The following is a 16,360-nucleotide window of genomic DNA, read 5'->3' as shown; positions in this document are numbered from 1 at the left end:
CGCAACCCGTTGCCCCGGTTCGCCCGATCGTGGGACCATCAGACGAACCGGCCGCGCGTCATGCCCCTTGCGACGCGCGGCTCTTCTTTTCCTTGCGCTCGGCCTTCTCCTGCTGGTGCCGCCGGTTCGCCGCGTCGTCCAGCTCCTCGGCCAGCTTGAGCAGCTCCGAGCGGATGTAGTCGCGGGTTGCCACCTCGTTGAGGGCCATGCGCAGCGACGCGATCTCGCGGGCCAGGTACTCCGTGTCGGCCTTCTGCGCCTGGGCGCGGCGGCGGTCCTCATCGAGGGTCAGGCGGTCGCGGTCGGCCTGGCGGTTCTGGGCGAGCAGGATCAGCGGCGCGGCGTACGACGCCTGGGTGCTGAAGAACAGGTTGAGCAGGATGAACGGGTACGGGTCCCACTGCAGCCCGAACACGCCGATCAGGTTGATCAGGATCCAGACGATCACGAAGACCGTCATGTAGACGAGGAACTTCGCGGTGCCCATGAACCGGGCGAACTTCTCCGCGAAGTTGCCGAACGCGTCGGGGTCCCAGCGGGGCAGGCGGATGGTGCGCGGCTCCCGCGGCTGGTCCAGGCGGTCGCTCATGCCTCCTCCTCGCTGCGCTCGTCGGTGGCATGCCTGCTGAGCCTGATGATTCGCTCGCGAGGCTCGCTCATGCCTCCTCCTCGCTGCGCTCGTCGGTGGCATGCCTGCTGTGCCTGCTGATTTGCTCGCGAGGCTCGCTCATGGGGTGCGATCCGCGGCGCGTTCCTGCTCCCGCCAGTCCCGCGGCAGCAGGTGGTCGAGCACGTCGTCCACGGTCACCGCGCCGACCAGCCGGTCGGTCGAGTCCACCACCGCGATCGCGACCAGGTTGTAGGTCGCCATCCGGCGGGTGACGTCGGCCAGCGGCAGGCTCGGCGACAGCGGCGTGATGTCGCGCTCCAGCACCCCGCCGAGCAGGTCGCCGGGCGGTTCGCGCAGCAGCCGCTGGAAGTGCACCACGCCCAGGTAGCGCCCGGTCGGCGTGTCGATCGGGGCACGGCACACGAACACCTGCGCGGCCAGCGCCGGGGACAGGCTCTTCTCCCGGATGCGGGCCAGCGCGTCGGCGACGGTGGCGTCCGGGGTCAGGATCACCGGCTCGCTGGTCATCATCGCGCCCGCGGTGTTCGGCCGGTACTGCATCAGGGCCCGCACCGGCGCGGACTCCTCCGGCTCCATCAGGTCCAGCAGCAGGGCCCGCTCGGTCGGCGGCAGCTCGGCGAGCAGGTCGGCGGCGTCGTCGGCGTCCATCTCCTCCAGCACGTCGGCGGCGCGTTCGCGGTCCAGCCGGGCCAGGATGTCGACCTGGGCGTGCTCGGGCAGCTCCTCCAGCACGTCGGCCAGCCGCTCGTCGTCCAGCGCCGCGGCGACCGCATGCCGGCGCTGGTCGGGCAGGTCCTGCAGTGCGTTCGCGAGGTCGGCCGGGCGCATCTTCTCCAGCACCGACAGCAGCGCTCCGGTGCCCTGCAGCGCCCCCGCGTCGACGAGGCCGGTCAGCTCGTGCCACTCGAACTGGTGCAGCTGGCCGCGCCGGCTCAGCCGGCTGGTGACGTCGCGTACGGCGACGCGCCCGAGGTTCCACTGCCCGGCCCGGTCGGACTCCATGGCGACGTCCACCACGGTGGCGGGGGTGCCGTTGGGCGTGGTGATGCGCCGGTCGAGCAGGTCGGCGAGCACCATCAGCTCGACCGGGCCCTTCTGGAAGCGGCGCAGGTTGATGGTGCCGGAGCCGAGCACCACGCTGTCGGCGTCGATCGAGGTGACCCGGGCGATCGGCAGGAAGATCTGCCGCCGCAGCGGCATCTCCGCGACCAGTCCGACGACCGACGGAGGGCCGTCCGGGCGCAGCCGCGCGACGGCGTCACGCACCCGGCCCACCTGGTCGCCGTTCGGGTCGTAGACGGGCAGGCCTGCGAGCCGGGCGACGAAGACCCTGGTCAGCGTGGCCATATTCGCATGGTATGCGTATTTCTCACATCGGTTGGGTGTTATCGACGGCGGACCCGGTGCAGCCGGAACGGCTTACGGGTCGCGTTGGTCGCCGCGCTCGGCCGGGGCTCGGCCCGCCCCGATTCGTCGCCCGCGGGCACCGGCTCGCCGGCCGGCGTGAGCGCCACCAGAGCGCACTCCCGGCCCCAGCGCTCGGCGAGCGCCTCCGCGGTTCCCGGCGAGTTGAGCCGCTTGCCGGCCAGCGTCACCGCGACCGCGTCCCACAACTCGCCACCCGGCTCGATCCGCTGCACCTGCGCCGGATAGGTCACCACCGCCCCGCCGTGGTCGCCGCGCAGCGTCACCGTCGCGGTCGCCGCCTCCGCCAGCCCCGGCAACTCCTGCTCGCCAGGCCCGACCACCACATGCAGCCGCCCGTCCTGCGGCAGGCACCACACGGCATACGCCGGCCCGCCCCCCACCGACACCCACGCGACCGCCGCCTTCTTCGCGGCCTCCTCCACCAACGGATGCGTCATGCCGCCCATCCTCCCACCCAAAGGAAGGGCACCTTGCCATCGCTATCCGTAGAGGAAGGGCACCTTCTTAACGCCCCACCGCCGGTGAGCTGTTCGCCGGCGCGAGCATGCGAGGTGGTGGGCGGGTCAGCCGTCGCGGGCGGGGAGGTCGACGTCGACGGGGTCGGGGGTGGGCAGGGCGGCCGGGCGGCGGGCGCCCAGGATGACGGCCGCGACACCGGCCATGAGCAGGGCGATGCCGGGCCAGGCGGCGGCGGGCGGAGCCTGGCCCAGCCACACCCAGCCGAGCAGGGCCGCCCCGGGCACCTCCAGCAGGATCAGCACGCTGATGGTGGTGGCGGAGACCTTGTGCAGGGCGTAGTTGAACATCGAGTGCCCGAGCAGCTGCGCCCCGGCGGTCAGCGCGATGATCGCGAGCCAGGTCCGCTCGTCGAAGCCGGTAAGGCCCACTCCGAAGGCCAGGCAGACGCCCAGCAGCAGCACGGCGCAGACCGAATAGCAGACCGTCGTGTACGTCGTCGTCGAGGTGCCGCTGCGCGCCTTCTCGCCGAAGGACGTGTAGATCGCCGCGAGCAGCCCTCCGGCCACCGCGAGCAGGTCGCCGACCACGGCGGTACCGCCTCGGGTGAAGTCCGCGCCCGTCGCGATCGCCGCGCCCACCACGGCGCTGCCGATGCCGAGCCAGGTCCACCGGCCCAGCCGCCGGCCCTGCCAGAGCGCGATCAGCCCGGCCCACACGGGCTGCGTGGCGACGAGGGCGGTGGCGGTGGCGACAGTGGTCATCTTGACGCTGGGCACCCAGGTGGCGAAGTGCCCGGCGAGTGCGAGCCCGGCCAGCACGCTCCACCGCCAGGCGTGGTCGGTGCGCAGACCGCGCAGTTCGGCGCGGCGGCGGGTGAGGGTGACCGGGGCGAGCACGCCGACGGCGAGGGCGTTGCGCCAGAAGGCGATGGCCAGCGCGGGCGCGGCGGCGTACGCGATGAGCGGTCCGGACGACGACACGGCGATGATCGCGATCGTGATCGCGGCGATGGTGAGCGGGTCGAGCCGGGATCGCATGAGGCCCGATCCTGCCAGGAGCAGGTGAGCGGCCTGTCGGCACACTGTCATCTACTCCATGCGTTCATCTGCCCACTGTGCGCGATCATCCTATGTACTTCACGTGATCAGCTGATTACTGTCGCTCGAATGGATTCAGAACCTTCGTTATCCGGCGTACCGCCGCGCGCGATCCTCTTCGATTTCTATGGCACGCTGACCTCGGCGTGCACCCGCGGACCGGCCCACGAACTGGCCCCCCGGCTGCTCGGTTGCGAGCCCGCCGAGTACTTCGCGGTGCTCAACACCTCGTTCTACCCCCGCTGCCGCGGCGCGTACGGCGACGCCCTGGAGACCATGCGCTGGGTGGCCGCCGAGCTGGGCGTACGCGTCACCCCCGCCCGGCTGCGCGCGGCCCAGGCCGCCCGGCTGATGGCGGTGCGCGCCGACACCCACCTGCGGCCCGAGGCGGTGCCCACGCTGTGGCGGCTGCGCCGGGCGGGCGTACGCCTGGCCGTGGTCAGCGACTGCGCCTGGGAGCTGCCCGAGATCATGCGCTCGCTGCCGGTCGACCGGCTGCTCGACGCGAAGGTCTACTCGGTGCAGGTCGGGTGCAGCAAGCCGGACCCGCTGATCTACCGCACCGCCTGTGACCGGCTGGAGGTGGTGCCCGAGGAGTGCGTCTTCATCGGCGACGGCGGTTCGCGCGAGCTGACCGGCGCGCAGGCGCTCGGCATCCGCGCGATCAGGCTCGCGGCCCCGGACCTGGCCGACCACCTGCAGTTCGCCTCCGACGACGCCTTCACCGGCGAGTCGGCGGTCACCCTCGCCGACGCGGCCACGCTCGCGATGACCCCCCAGCCCGCCTGGGCCTGACCACCCACCGCCCACCCCTCCCGCACCAAGTGCAAGGAAGGGCACCTTGTTACCGCTTTCCGTAGAGGAAGGGCGCCTTCTTGACGTCGAGACGACGGCGCGCCCCGCCCACCGCGCTGCCGCACGCCTCCCGCCACAGGCGGGGGCCGTGCCGGCGTTAAGAAGGGCACCTTCTGCAACGCATAGCGTTAAGAAGGTGCCCTTCCTTTGGGTTCAGCCCTGGCGGACTGATTGGCCGCCGTCGATGACGAGCATCTGGCCGGTGATGTAGCCGGCGGCAGGGGAGCAGAGGAAGGCGATGGTCGCGGCGACCTCGTCGGGCGTGCCGGGTCGGCCCATCGGGGTGTCGTAGCCGAGTTTGAGCTCGGCGAGCGTGGACGCCGACGTGTGGATGGTGCCGGGCGCGACCGCGTTCACGGTGATCCCGTCGGCGACCAGCTCCATCGCCAGGGCCCGGGTCAGGCCGAGCACGCCCGCCTTCGCGGCGGCGTAGCCGGCCTCGGCGGGCAGCGCGTTCACCGTTCCGGCGGTGGCGGCCAGGTTGACGATGCGGCCCCAGCCGCGCTCCGACATGCCGCCGAGGAACGCGCGGCTGGACAGGAACGCCGTGGTCAGGTTGCGATCGATCTCGGCCTTCCACTCCTCGAAGGTGAGCTGTGCGACCGGCCGGATGACCTCCGGGCTGGCCCGGCTGGTCAGACCGGCGTTGTTGACCAGGATGTCCACGTCGCCCAGCTGCTCGGTGACCGCGTCGGCGAGCGCGCCGACCTCCGCCTCCAGGGTGAGGTCGGCGACGAAGCCGAGCACGCCCAGTTCGCCGGCGCGTTCGTGGATGCGCCGGGTGGTGGAGACGACGGCGACCTTCGCGCCGAGTGCGGCCAGCTGGCGAGCGGTGGCGAAGCCGATGCCGTGCGGGCTGCCCGCACCGGTGACGAGTGCGACCCGGCCGTCCAGCCGGAAGAGATCCATCCGCTCGTTCATGGCTTGATCCTGCCGGTTTGTCCGAGCTGACGCCAGTAGGAGGCACCGCTTACTCTGTCAGGACCCCTTTTCCGGATGGAGCCAGGCCGATGAGCGACCCGACCGCGCCGCCGCCCGCGAGCCCGGATCCCGGCCTGTCGCAGCCGGTCTTCCCGGAGCCGGTGCCGCTCACGTTCGGCTCGGCCGACCCCTTCCCGGCTGCTCAGGCACCCGCGTCCGGCAGCCCGGCGGGAGACTCGGCCCCGCTCGGCAGCCCTGCCGCCGACTCTGTCGCCGCGGTCCCGGGTCACTGGCCGAACCCGTATCAGGCACCCGGCCAGCCCTCGGCGGGCGGTTATCCGACAGGCGCCTGGCCACAGGTCCCTGGGCAGCCACCCGCCTTCCCACCGCACCCGTACGGCATCCACCCGGGATACGCCCCGTACCCGTATTTCCAGTCACAGCGGCGCATCAACGGCATGGCCATCGGCGCGATGGTGACCGCGCTGGTCGGCGTGCTGGGGATCTGCCTGTACGGGGTGCCCACCCTCATCCTCGGCCCGCTCGGCGCGATCCTGGGTCACGTGGCCCGCCGCAGGATCCGCCACAGCGGCGAGGACGGCGACGGCATGGCCCTGACCGGCGTCATCGTCGGCTGGGTCGGCACCGCGCTGGCGTTGCTCATCATCGCCGGCTTCGTGGCGGCGATCTTCTTCATCGGGGACGATCCCGGCTACCGCAACGAGCCGGGCGGGGCCTTCTGACCGGCTCCGCGGCCCATCGCGCATCCTTGACGTATGGCAGCACTCCCTGAAGCCCTGGCCGAGGTACGCGAACTCCTGCTGGCCCCGGACCTGATCCGGGCCACCGCGGGCGGGCAGCGCAGGGACGGGACGCCGTCCGTGCAGCGCGCCACGCTGCGTCCGGTGACCCTGAAAGCGGGCGACCGGGTGCAGTTGGTCACCGAGGACGGGCAGCGCCCCACCACGGTCAACCTCGCTCCCGGCGCGGAGCTGGCCGACCGGGTCGACGAGCTGCTGGCCGAACCGTTCGGCAGCTGGACGGTGGAGACCGGCCACGGCACGCTGCGCCTGCAGACCACGAAGAAGGGCGCGGTGCTGCACCGCTCGGCAGCCCCGCAGGCCGCGCCCGCCGCCACCGCGCACGACCGGGCGCGGGAGCACCTCATCGACCCCGGCGATCCGCTGTACGCCGTGATCGGCGGCGATGCCGCCAAGCGCCGGCAGGTCGACGCGTTCCTGCGGGCGCTGGACGCCACCCTGCCCGACCCGGCGCACCTGCCGAGCCCGCTGCACGTCGTCGACCTGGGCTGCGGCAACGCGTACCTGACCTTCGCCGCGTACCGCCACCTGTCCGGGCTCGGCCTGGACGTGCGCCTGATCGGCGTGGACGTGCGCGACGACCAGCGCGAGCGCAACACCGCGATCGCCCGCAAGCTCGGCTGGACCGATCACGTCAGCTTCGTCGCGGGCACCATCGCCGACGCCCCGGTGCCGCGGGCTGACGTGGTGCTGGCGCTGCACGCCTGCGACACGGCCACCGACGACGCGCTGGCCCGCGCCCTGTCCTGGGACGCGCGCTGGATCCTGGCGGCGCCGTGCTGCCACAAGGACCTGTCCCGGCAGTTGCGCAAGCACCCGCCGGCCGGCGCGGCGGGGCTGCTCACCGAGCACGGCATCCTGCGCGAGCGCTTCGCCGACGTGCTCACCGACACGGTGCGCGCGGCACTGCTGCGCCGACAGGGGTACGCGGTCGAGGTGGTCGAGTTCATCGACTCGGCGCACACCCCGCGCAACGCCATGATCCGCGCCCACCGCACGGCTCGGCAGCCGTCTCCCGCCGAGGCCGCGGAACTCGACGCCCTGCTCGCCGAGTGGCACATCCAACCTCACCTGGCCACCCTGCTGGCCACCACCCCCGCCACCTGACCGCCCGCGCTGACCGGCCCTGCGTTCAGGGGCCCAAGATCGCTCGACTTGCCAGGCAGGTGGGCGAAAAGCGGCTCAAGATACGCACAGGTGCCAGGCAAGTCGGATGATCAAGGGCCGCTCGGTCAGGGAGTGAGGGCCTTGGCGAGTTCGATGGCGGTGTCGGCGAGCAGGGTGTCCGGAGGCATCGCCGTGCCGGCCAGCACGGCGACGTAGGCGGCGAAGCCGGGCAGCGGGTAGCCGTCCTCCTGCGCGATCGCCGGATCGTGTTTGGCCAGCGAGGCGCGGGTGCGGGCCCAGGCGTCGAGCAGCTCGCGCTGCGAGGGGACACCGAAGCCGTGGCCGACCGGCGCGCTGTGGCGCAGTTTCACCACCGCCGACTCGTTGAGCGCCGCGGCCAGCCGGCAGCCGTGCGTGACGACCTCGGCCTGCCGCGCGTCGAGCCGGCGGTAGACGGTGCACCGGCGGTGGCAGGTGGTCGCGCAGACGCAGAGCGCGTGCGAGGTGTTCGAGTGCTGGCGGTCCAGGTAGGTGCGCCAGCCCGCGTTGTTCTCGTGCGCCACGGTGAGGCTGCGCCGGGCGGCGGACTTCTCCGGCTTGGTGTGCGGGCAGTCCCGGTCGTCGAAGTCGCCCCACGCGCTGCCGTCGCCGCCGACCGCCGCCGGCAGCCGCAGCGGGTCGGCGGCGTGGCCGAGCACCCGTTCCCAGACCAGCAGCGGGCCGTACTCGCTGGCGATGTGCACCGCGGCGACCACGGCCGTGGTCTCGCCGCGCCGGAAACGCGCGTCGATGACCTCCAGCAGCAGCCGGAACGTGGGCCGCATGCTGCCCAGCGCGCCGCGGTGCACCTCCCTGGGCGCCTGCGGCATGCGGCATGCCAGCGCCCGCTCCCGCAGGTGCTCGGGGACGTGGTCGCCGTGCACCTGGTCGGCGACAGTGTGCTCGGTGTTGGCCTCGGCGGCGGCGTTCAGCTCGCCGAAGTCCTCGGCGTCGAGGTCGAGCAGCCGCTGCCCGAACGCGCACAGCTGCTGCACGTGGGCGACGGACTCGGTGGACAGCGCGCCGCCGCCGGCTCGCGGCAGCACGCCGGAGTCCGGGGCGACCAGCGCGGCCACCTCCGCGAAGGCGTACCGCCTGGTCAGCGCGATGAGAACGTCGTGTGCCGTCTCCACACCGGCCAGTGTTCCACGCCCGCGCTCACCGGGCGGGCACCCCGAGCAGGGCGCATGCCTCGCGGTAGAGCCGGGTCACCTCGACGCGCACCTGGGCGCGCTCGGTCAGCCGCTGCGCGAAGGGCACCCGGATCGGCGTCTCGACCCCGTCGATCACGGCCTGGAACTCGATGCCGCGGTTGTCCATGCCCGACATCACCGCCGCCGTGGCGTTCGGGCGGGCCGGCTCCGGCAGCGTGGCCTGGCAGATCAGCAGGGAGTCGGCGGGGTGGTCGTCGTTCATGTGCCGCATGATCTGGGCGATGACCTCCGGCGGGAACGGGTTCGGGTGGATCCGGCCCAGGTCGGCGAGCAGTTCGGTGTTGAGCAGGTAGGCCAGCTTCACCTCGTTGATGATCCGGTCCTGCTCGGCGGTGTCCCAGGGCGCGGCGTCGAGCCGGGCGCGGTAGCCGTCCTTGAAGGCGGTGGGGTCGGCGACGCCGTCGAAGGCGTAGAAGCGCAGGCCGTCGCCGCCGAGGGCGAGCCCGTACGAGCGGGCCAGGGCGCGGGCCACGTACTGGCCGCCGGACAGGTCGCCCAGGTAGCGGTTGTAGTGGTGGGCGACGAAGCCGCCGGGCCAGGTGAAGGCGACCTCGCGCAGGCGGGACGTGTACTCGGCGGTCGTCGCGACCGGGGTGAGCGCGTCGCGCCAGTCGGCGCCGAGCAGGAAGGCGAGGTCGTCGGCGAGCGCGGGCAGGCGGGTGAGCGCGTCGGCGTGGAAGCCGCCCGCGACCGGGTCGCCGCTCCAGTGCGCGGCGGCCTCCTCGAGCACCTGGTAGACGAGGTAGTGCTGCGCGGTCAGCGCGGCGTGGGCGGCGACGGTCAGCCGGCCCCGGGTCAGGTCGTCCAGGAACGTCGTCTGCTCGGCCGAGCTGTGGTCGGACCAGGTGGCGGCGCGCAGGCGGGCGGAGAAGGGCTCACTCATGCGCAGCACCGTACGCGAGTAAGGTCACCCTAACCTCAAACTTTCGTTTGATCCTGGCCTGCGAAAAGGGACGCCCCCACGCTGGTTCTACCGCGTGGGGACGTCCCTCTATCGCAAATGTCAGCTCTCGACCGAGGTCTCCAGCGCGCCCTCGGCCGGTCCACCGGACCCGCCGGAGCGGCGACGGCGACGGCGCGAACGCGAGCGGGAAGCGCCACCCTCGCCTGCCGTGGCGGGCTCCGCCGGGCCGTCGGGGCCGTCCCCGGGGCCGGAGAACAGCGGCGCCAGGCCGCCCTCATGGGTCACCGACGCGGCGACTGCGGCCCCCGTGCCCGCACCCCGGCCGCGACGACGGCGGCGGCCACGGGTGGCCTCGCCCTCGGCGGCGTCGGTGTCGGCGGGGGTGTCCGTGGCGTCGGCCTCGGCCACGGGCGCGGTGTCGTCGTCACCGGACAGGCGACGGCGGCGGCGCGGCGCGCGCTCACGCGGCGGGGCCTGCTCGGCCGCCGGTCCGCGCTTGCCCCGGCCGCCACGAGGGCGGCCGCCCAGGTCCTCCTCGACCTCGGCGGACAGGCCGGCCCGGGAGCGCTGGGCGCTGGGCAGCAGGCCGCTGACGTCGCTGGGGATGTCCAGGTCGGTGTAGACCCAGGGCGAGGTGTGGTACGTCTCCGGCGGGCCGTCCGGGCCGGTCAGCTCCAGGCCGAGCGTCTTGTCGACGATCCGCCAGCGGGGCATGTCCTCCCAGTCGACGAAGGTCACCGCGACACCGGTGGCCCCGGCGCGGCCGGTGCGGCCGATGCGGTGCACGTAGGTCTCCGCGTCGTCCGGGCAGTCGTAGTTGATCACGTGCGTGACGCCGGAGACGTCCAGACCGCGGGCGGCCACGTCGGTGGCGACGAGCACGTCGACCTTGCCGGCCCGGAACGCGCGCAGGGCCCGCTCGCGGGCGCCCTGGCCGAGGTCGCCGTGGACCGCCGCCGCGGCGAAGCCGCGGAAGTCGAGGTCCTCGCTGACCCGGTCGGCGTTGCGCTTGGTCCGGGTGAAGATCATGGTGAGGCCGCGGCCCTGCGCCTGCAGGATGCGGGCGAGCAGCTCCAGCTTGTTGAGCTGGTGCGTGCGGTACACGACCTGCTTGGTCTGCGGGCTGACGCCCGGCTCGGTGGTGTGCCCGGCGTGCACGGTGACCGGCGTGCGCAGGAACCGGCGCGACAGGGTCACGATCGGGTCCGGCATGGTCGCCGAGAACAGCATGGTCTGCCGCTCTTCGGGCAGCATCTTGAGGATCTTCTCGACGTCGTCGAGGAAGCCCAGGTCGAGCATGCGGTCGGCCTCGTCCAGCACGAGCGCCTTGACCTTGTCGAGCTTGAGGTGCTTCTGCTTGCACAGGTCGAGCAGGCGGCCGGGCGTGCTGACCACGATCTCGACGCCGGCCTTCAGCGCCTCGACCTGCGGCTCGTACGCGACGCCGCCGTACAGCGCCAGCACCCGCACGCCGCGGGACTTGCCGGCCCCGGCGAGGTCCTTGGCGACCTGCAGGCCCAGCTCACGGGTGGGCACGACGACGAGCGCCTGCGGCTGGCCGCCGGTCTCGCCCTCACTCGGGGCGACCGCGCGGTCGATCAGCGGGATGCCGAAGCCGAAGGTCTTGCCGGTGCCGGTGGGCGCCTGCCCGATCATGTCGCCGCCGCGCAGCGCGATCGGCAGCGCGTACTCCTGGATGGCGAAGGCGCGCTCGATGCCCATCGCGGCGAGTGCGGCCACGGTCTCGGGGCGCACGCCGAGCTCGGCGAAGGTGGGCGCGAGGGTGATCTTGGGAGTGCTTTCGGTGGTGCTTTCGATGTTTTCGGTCATCAGGTTCTGGGGTGCCCTCTCAGTGATCCGCGTACGGCGGACCCTGCGGGCTGCCCAGCGGATGTCGGTACGCCCGTTTTCATCGAAGGGCGTATATGTAGTCTCCAGCGCGGGGCGCGGCGATGAAGGAAATGGATCCCATCGCGCGGCGCGATCGTTGGGGATCGCGGTGCCGCACACGCGACGACATGGGCATCGGGCCCATGTCAACTCAGCCATCGTACGGCCCGGTGGCCGTCTGGTCACCTGGTGTGTGTCGAATTCCCGGTTCTTAGTGGGATTTCCCACGCAAAACGGTCAGTTATTGAGCCCGACCGCCGTCATTCTGGCCGTGTGCGCGGTGGTCAGCCGCCGGAAAAGCCCGTCCACGGACTCCCCGTCGCCCACGCCCGTCAGCACCAGCGCCGTCAGCGGGGTGCGCTCCTGGGCCACCGACTGCGCCTGCGACAGCGCCTCCCCGGTCAGCCGGCGCGCCCACATCGACAGCCGGTTGGCCACCTTCGGGTCGGCCGCGATCGCGGCGCGGATCTCACCGGCGGCGAAGTCGGCATAGCCGTCGTCGTGCAGCACGTCGAGCACCAGGGCCCGGTCCGGCCCGGCCAGCACCCCCTCGGGCAGCACCTCGGCCACCTCGCGGAAGAAGTCGTCGGAGATGCCCTCGCCGACGTACGCCTTGGTCAGCGCCTCCAGCCAGTCGCCCGGCTCGGTGTTGTCGTGATACGTGCGCAGTGCTGTGACGAACGGGAGCATCGCCTGCTCCGGGTCCACGCCCAGCGCGGTGAGCCGGTTGGCCAGCCGCCGGTAGTTGGCCATCTCCCACGCGGCCATCTCGGCCAGCCGGGCCTGCCGGCCGAGGTCCGGGGCGAGCCGGGAGTCGGCCGCCATCCGGTCGAAGGCAAGCAGCTCACCGTAGGCGAGCATGCCCAGTAGATCGATCACTCCGGCATCGGTCGACACGCCCGCAGACTACCGGCCGTACGCCCGCCGGGCACCCCGCCGCGACGCGGGCCTGCCCGCCCGGCGCGGCGTCGGCGGCGGAGACGGCGAACGGCACGGTGCGCGCTGCACCGTGCCGTTCGCCTGCAGTTATGTGCTGCGCCGCCTCAGCGGGCCGAGAAGCCGACACTCCGCGTCGACGCCTCGGCGATCTCCACATATGCCAGCTTGTCCAGCGGGACGATGACCCGCCGGCCCTTCTCGTCTACCAGCGTCAGCAGCTGGGCCTTCGACGCGAGCGCGTCGGCGACCATCTGCTCGACCTCAGCGGGCGTCTGCGTGCTGTCCACCACCAACTCGCGGGGGGCGAACTGCACACCGATCTTGACCTCCACACAACCTCCTCGGCTCGCTCCCGAGATTACCCCGGTGTCGCAGCTGGACGCTGGCGCGCCGACCCGCCGCCGTCGGCGATCTCGCGCGAAGGGCCCGAGCGGCACCCGAAATACGCGTGTCGTGGGGCCACCCATGCAAGATCGCCGTGTCAGTGATCGGTTCCGCTGAGGGGGAAACTGCTGATGCCGCGCCAGGAGAGGGTGGTGATCAGCTGCTCGGCCTCGTCCTGGGCGATGACCCGACCGCCCGCGAGCCACCAGCGGGCCGAGACCTGGGCGGCGCCGCACAGGCCGGCGGCCAGCACCTCGGCACGGGCGCGGCTGACGCCGGTGTCGGACATGATCGTCTCGGTGATCGCCTCGACGGACAAGCGCTCCATGCGGTCCACCCGCTCCGCGACCGCCGGGTCGTTTCTCAGGTCGGACTCGAAGACCAGCCGGTAGGCCTCGCTCTCGTGCGAGACGAAGTCGAAGTAGGCCTGCATCGCGCCGCGGACTCTTTCCTTGTTGTCCGTGGTGGCCGCCATGGCGGAGCGGATGCGCTCGGCGAACGCGTCGCAGTGCGTGTCGAGCAGGGCCAGGTAGAGCTCCAGTTTTCCGGGGAAGTGCTGGTAGAGCACCGGCTTGGAGACGCCCGCCCGTTCGGCGATGTCGTCCATCGCTGCGGAGTGGTAGCCCTGGGCGACGAAGACGTCCTGAGCAGCGGCGAGCAGCTGCTTGCGTCGTGCCGACCGGGGCAGCCGGGTCGGCCGGCCCGTGGCTGTCGAGCCGGTCGGGTTGGCGCCACTGGTGGCCGCGGTCATCGAATCTCCTCACCCTGCAGACGGATCCTTTGACGGATCTTGCAAACTGGCCCGTCGTTGCAACTTATCGTCATTCGCCGTTCACGGTAGCCTCAGCGTGGGCGACGGAGGAGCGCACGGTGGACGTAACAGGGCAGACCGGAAACACAGCGGGAGCTGACGAACCCGCCGACGGGTCAGCCGGCGGAGTCGGACACCCGACGGCTAACGGGCATAAACCCGCGAGCTGGGCGGATTCCGACCGTACGGATGCATGGTCGAGTGCGGGTGCGGCGTTGGAACCCGGATTCGAACCGTTGACACCGTGGCACGCCACGGTAGCCGATCGCCGGGGGATAGACGCGCTCACGGGCGCCGACCCCGTCACCACCACGCTGGTACGCCCGCCGGACACCGCCCCGTCCACGCGCAACGGCCACACCCGCCCGTACGAGCGGCCCCTGCCGGAACTCTCCTCACCCGGCGAGGACCCGTACGCTGACGAGTTCGCCCAGACCTCGGCCGAGTTCGCCCGCCACGCCGCGTTCGACGAGCCGACCCCCGTCAACGGCTCACCGGCCCTCGGGCTGGACGACACGAGCCGCATCCCCGTGTTCAAGCCGTACCAGCCCGGCCCTGGGGCTGCGGTCGCGCCACCGGAGGTGATCCCGATTCCGGTCATGCCGCCGCTGCCCGCCGGCGCCAATCCCGCGCTGACCATGCCCACCGGCGGTTATCCGGTGCCGCCGCCCGGCCTGCGGCCCTCGCTGCCGGCCGAGCTGTCGGGGCCGGTGCCGTCCGCGCCGCCCGCGGACGCGCCGCTGGCCGCGATGGCCGAGGCCGCCACCCGCGCCGTGCCGCCCGTGCCGGAGCACCCCGCGCCGGCCGCGGCCGCGCTCGATGACGAGCAGGACGAGGACCAGGAAGAGGCGGAGCAGATGTCACTCGGCGCACGCTTCGGCATGGCTTTCGCCGAGCCGGCACCGCAGGCTCGGCGTCCCGCCGCCAACGGTCGCCCGATCCAGGAGCCGGGCCACCCCGAGACCGGGGACGCCGCCGAGCGGAGCCGCACCGGGGAGTTTCCGGTGCTGCCGGACCCGGCCGCCGCGGCTGCCGCGCGGCTCGACGCGGCCCGCGAGGGCTACGCCGCGGCCCAGCTCGGCATGGCCCGCCAGGCGGCCCGCGCGGCGCAGCTCGGCGGCTCCCAGGACGATCACGTCGGCTCGCTGACGGCGACCGGTCACGGCTCCGCCGCACTCCGCGACGCCGCGGCTCTGCGCGACGCGGCCGGACTGCGCGACGCCGCCGGACAGCGCGACTCGTCCGTGCTCCGTGACGCCGCCGCCCTGCGCGACGCGGCCGGACCGCCTGACTCGGCCGACCTTCGCGATCCTGCGGCGCTCCGCGATCCTGTGGCCCTTCGCGATGCGACGGCGCTCCGCGATGCGGCGGCTCCCCGCGATCCTGCGGCACCCCGCGACGGCGCCGCGATCCGTGATGACGCTGCGGGCAACGGCAACGGTGACAGCCGCACCGCGGGTGGTGGCAGCCGGGCCGAGCGCGGCGGGGCGCCGGAGGCGGCGCAGGCTGCGCGCATACCCGGCCAGGAGCCCGGTCGCCCCGGCGGTGGCGACCTGCCTGGCGGTTTCCCCGGCCAGCCCTCGTTCGTCTCGCAGCCGCGACCCTACCTACCGCCGTCACCGCAGCCGCACATCCCGCAGCCCGCGGGCCCGCCCGTCCCGCCCGCGGGTGCGGCGGCCCAGCATCCTTCGGACCGGCAGCCAGGGGTGCCCGAAGCCCGGCGCGCCGAACCCGGCCAGCCCGGGAACGGCCGGCCCGGCAGCGGCCCGGCCGCCGCGGAGCACCTGCCGCAGCGGGTGCCCGCCGTGCCCGACGTGCCGCCCGCCATCCACCCCGTGGTCGAGGCGGAGCCGGTGGTGGCGGCCACGCCCCAGCTCGACCGCATCGCCTCCCACCTGCGCCGCAGTGACGACGTGGGGACCGACGAGCGGCCCGACGGGTTCGACGTCGACGCGGTGCTGCGCGCCGTGCGCGGCGTCGCCGGAGTACGCGACGCGGCCCTGCGCACCACCGCGACCGGTGCCCACCACCTGCGGCTGGACCTGGCTGAGGGGGCCGACCCCGCGGCGATCAGCCGGATGGTGGCCAGGATGCTGCAGGAGCAGATGGGCATCGACGCCGCGCCGGCCGGCCCGCTGGTGCCCAGGCCCGCACCCGCCTCGGACGCCGCCCCGCCGTCGGCCACGCTGCCCGCGCCGCGCTCGGGCGCCGGGGCCGCCCCGCCGCCAGGGCTGACCGGGCTGCACCCGGATCCGCTGTCCGACCAGTCGCCGCGTGAACCGCGCCGCCGCCACCCGGTGAGCGTGCCGCGCCGGGCGCCGGGCGAACTGCGCGACCGGGTCGCCGCGCTGCGCTCGGTGAACAGCGAGCCGGAGCTGCCCGCCGCGGCCTCGCCGCCGCCCCTGCCCACCGAGCGCGACCAGGGCCCCCGCGCGATCATCGAGCACGTGCAGACCAGCACGTTCGGCCTGGACGCGACGGTGGAGGTGCGCCTCAACACCGGCGACCGGCAGGCCGTCGGAGTGGCCAGCGGGCCGGCCGTCGACGCGTACGTGCTGCGCCTGTGTGCCGCGGCGACCGCGGTTGCCATCGACGACCTGCTGCGCGAGGGGACCACGACCGGTGAGTCCGGCCGGTGCTTCGTGGAGCAGGCGACCATCGTGCCGATGGGCAGCTGTGAGGTCGCGGTCGTGGTGGTGCTGCTGGTCTGCGGCGGCTGGGTCGAGCAGCTCGCGGGCTCGGCTCTGGTCTCCGGAGACCCTCGGCGCGCTGTCGTCCGTGCCACGCTCAGCGCGGTGAACAGGCGGCTAGCGGCGCTCCTGCCGTAGGGATGTGGCAGGCTGTGTCGATGCGCACCGCC

The 16,360-nt window shown here is 73.1% G+C and carries 15 protein-coding genes; 4 read left to right on the top strand and 11 right to left on the bottom strand.

The features are described from left to right. Nucleotides 1-58: 58 nt before the first annotated feature. The 4 genes from AB0B35_RS14610 to AB0B35_RS14595 all read right to left on the bottom strand — a co-directional run bounded on the left by AB0B35_RS14610 (nucleotide 59) and on the right by AB0B35_RS14595 (nucleotide 3,555). Nucleotides 59-589, bottom strand: a complete 531-nt coding sequence (locus tag AB0B35_RS14610; protein ID WP_361045095.1) for a DUF1003 domain-containing protein — start codon at nucleotides 587-589, stop codon at nucleotides 59-61. A gap of 138 nt (nucleotides 590-727) precedes the next feature. Then, on the bottom strand, nucleotides 728-1,978 hold the full coding sequence (locus AB0B35_RS14605; RefSeq protein WP_361045092.1) for a CBS domain-containing protein: 1,251 nt from the start codon (nucleotides 1,976-1,978) through the stop codon (nucleotides 728-730). 38 nt (nucleotides 1,979-2,016) lie between these two features. Continuing rightward, entirely contained in the window at nucleotides 2,017-2,505 is a 489-nt protein-coding gene (locus tag AB0B35_RS14600) for a hypothetical protein (protein WP_361045084.1), read from the bottom strand. Between the two features lie 117 nt (nucleotides 2,506-2,622). Beyond that, a complete protein-coding gene (locus AB0B35_RS14595) occupies nucleotides 2,623-3,555 on the bottom strand; it encodes a DMT family transporter (protein ID WP_361045081.1) in 933 nt (310 codons plus the stop codon). Between the two features lie 129 nt (nucleotides 3,556-3,684). Between AB0B35_RS14595 and AB0B35_RS14590 the strand changes: the two genes are divergently transcribed. Continuing rightward, a complete protein-coding gene (locus tag AB0B35_RS14590) occupies nucleotides 3,685-4,410 on the top strand; it encodes an HAD family hydrolase (RefSeq protein WP_361045078.1) in 726 nt (241 codons plus the stop codon). A 213-nt stretch (nucleotides 4,411-4,623) separates the two neighbouring features. Here AB0B35_RS14590 and AB0B35_RS14585 read toward each other — a convergent pair whose 3' ends face one another. Continuing rightward, entirely contained in the window at nucleotides 4,624-5,391 is a 768-nt protein-coding gene (locus tag AB0B35_RS14585) for an SDR family NAD(P)-dependent oxidoreductase (RefSeq protein WP_203691209.1), read from the bottom strand. 89 nt (nucleotides 5,392-5,480) lie between these two features. Here AB0B35_RS14585 and AB0B35_RS14580 point away from each other — a divergent pair, with 89 nt between their 5' ends. Together AB0B35_RS14580 and AB0B35_RS14575 are read left to right on the top strand one after the other, a co-directional pair. Beyond that, nucleotides 5,481-6,134 carry a DUF4190 domain-containing protein gene (locus tag AB0B35_RS14580; RefSeq protein WP_361045075.1) on the top strand — a complete coding sequence of 218 codons (654 nt, stop codon included), beginning with the start codon at nucleotides 5,481-5,483 and terminating at the stop codon, nucleotides 6,132-6,134. Nucleotides 6,135-6,167: 33 nt separating this feature from the next. Then, complete coding sequence (locus tag AB0B35_RS14575; protein WP_361045072.1) at nucleotides 6,168-7,319, top strand: SAM-dependent methyltransferase; 1,152 nt, start codon at nucleotides 6,168-6,170, stop codon at nucleotides 7,317-7,319. 125 nt (nucleotides 7,320-7,444) lie between these two features. On the opposite strand, the gene AB0B35_RS14570 is transcribed toward AB0B35_RS14575, so the two are convergent. The 6 genes from AB0B35_RS14570 to AB0B35_RS14545 form a co-directional block, all read right to left on the bottom strand. After that, entirely contained in the window at nucleotides 7,445-8,491 is a 1,047-nt protein-coding gene (locus tag AB0B35_RS14570; RefSeq protein WP_361045069.1) for a hypothetical protein, read from the bottom strand. A gap of 25 nt (nucleotides 8,492-8,516) precedes the next feature. Continuing rightward, complete coding sequence (locus tag AB0B35_RS14565; RefSeq protein WP_361045066.1) at nucleotides 8,517-9,455, bottom strand: biliverdin-producing heme oxygenase; 939 nt, start codon at nucleotides 9,453-9,455, stop codon at nucleotides 8,517-8,519. Nucleotides 9,456-9,575: 120 nt separating this feature from the next. After that, complete coding sequence (locus tag AB0B35_RS14560; RefSeq protein ID WP_361045063.1) at nucleotides 9,576-11,306, bottom strand: DEAD/DEAH box helicase; 1,731 nt, start codon at nucleotides 11,304-11,306, stop codon at nucleotides 9,576-9,578. A 297-nt stretch (nucleotides 11,307-11,603) separates the two neighbouring features. After that, the gene (locus AB0B35_RS14555; protein WP_361045060.1) at nucleotides 11,604-12,263 is read right to left on the bottom strand and encodes a ferritin-like fold-containing protein; all 660 of its coding nucleotides are present in this window, start codon (nucleotides 12,261-12,263) and stop codon (nucleotides 11,604-11,606) included. Nucleotides 12,264-12,409: 146 nt separating this feature from the next. Further along, on the bottom strand, nucleotides 12,410-12,637 hold the full coding sequence (locus AB0B35_RS14550; protein WP_120317219.1) for a DUF3107 domain-containing protein: 228 nt from the start codon (nucleotides 12,635-12,637) through the stop codon (nucleotides 12,410-12,412). A 149-nt stretch (nucleotides 12,638-12,786) separates the two neighbouring features. Then, on the bottom strand, nucleotides 12,787-13,440 hold the full coding sequence (locus AB0B35_RS14545) for a TetR/AcrR family transcriptional regulator (protein ID WP_144121707.1): 654 nt from the start codon (nucleotides 13,438-13,440) through the stop codon (nucleotides 12,787-12,789). Nucleotides 13,441-13,736: 296 nt separating this feature from the next. Here AB0B35_RS14545 and AB0B35_RS14540 point away from each other — a divergent pair, with 296 nt between their 5' ends. After that, nucleotides 13,737-16,328 carry a hypothetical protein gene (locus tag AB0B35_RS14540; protein ID WP_361045058.1) on the top strand — a complete coding sequence of 864 codons (2,592 nt, stop codon included), beginning with the start codon at nucleotides 13,737-13,739 and terminating at the stop codon, nucleotides 16,326-16,328. Nucleotides 16,329-16,360: the final 32 nt, after the last annotated feature.

This window comes from Catellatospora sp. NPDC049133 (assembly GCF_040648455.1).
Taxonomy (GTDB): Bacteria; Actinomycetota; Actinomycetes; order Mycobacteriales; family Micromonosporaceae; genus Catellatospora; species Catellatospora aurea.
The sequence above is the reverse complement of the archived record's forward strand: the minus strand, read 5'-3'. Positions and strand labels throughout refer to the sequence as shown.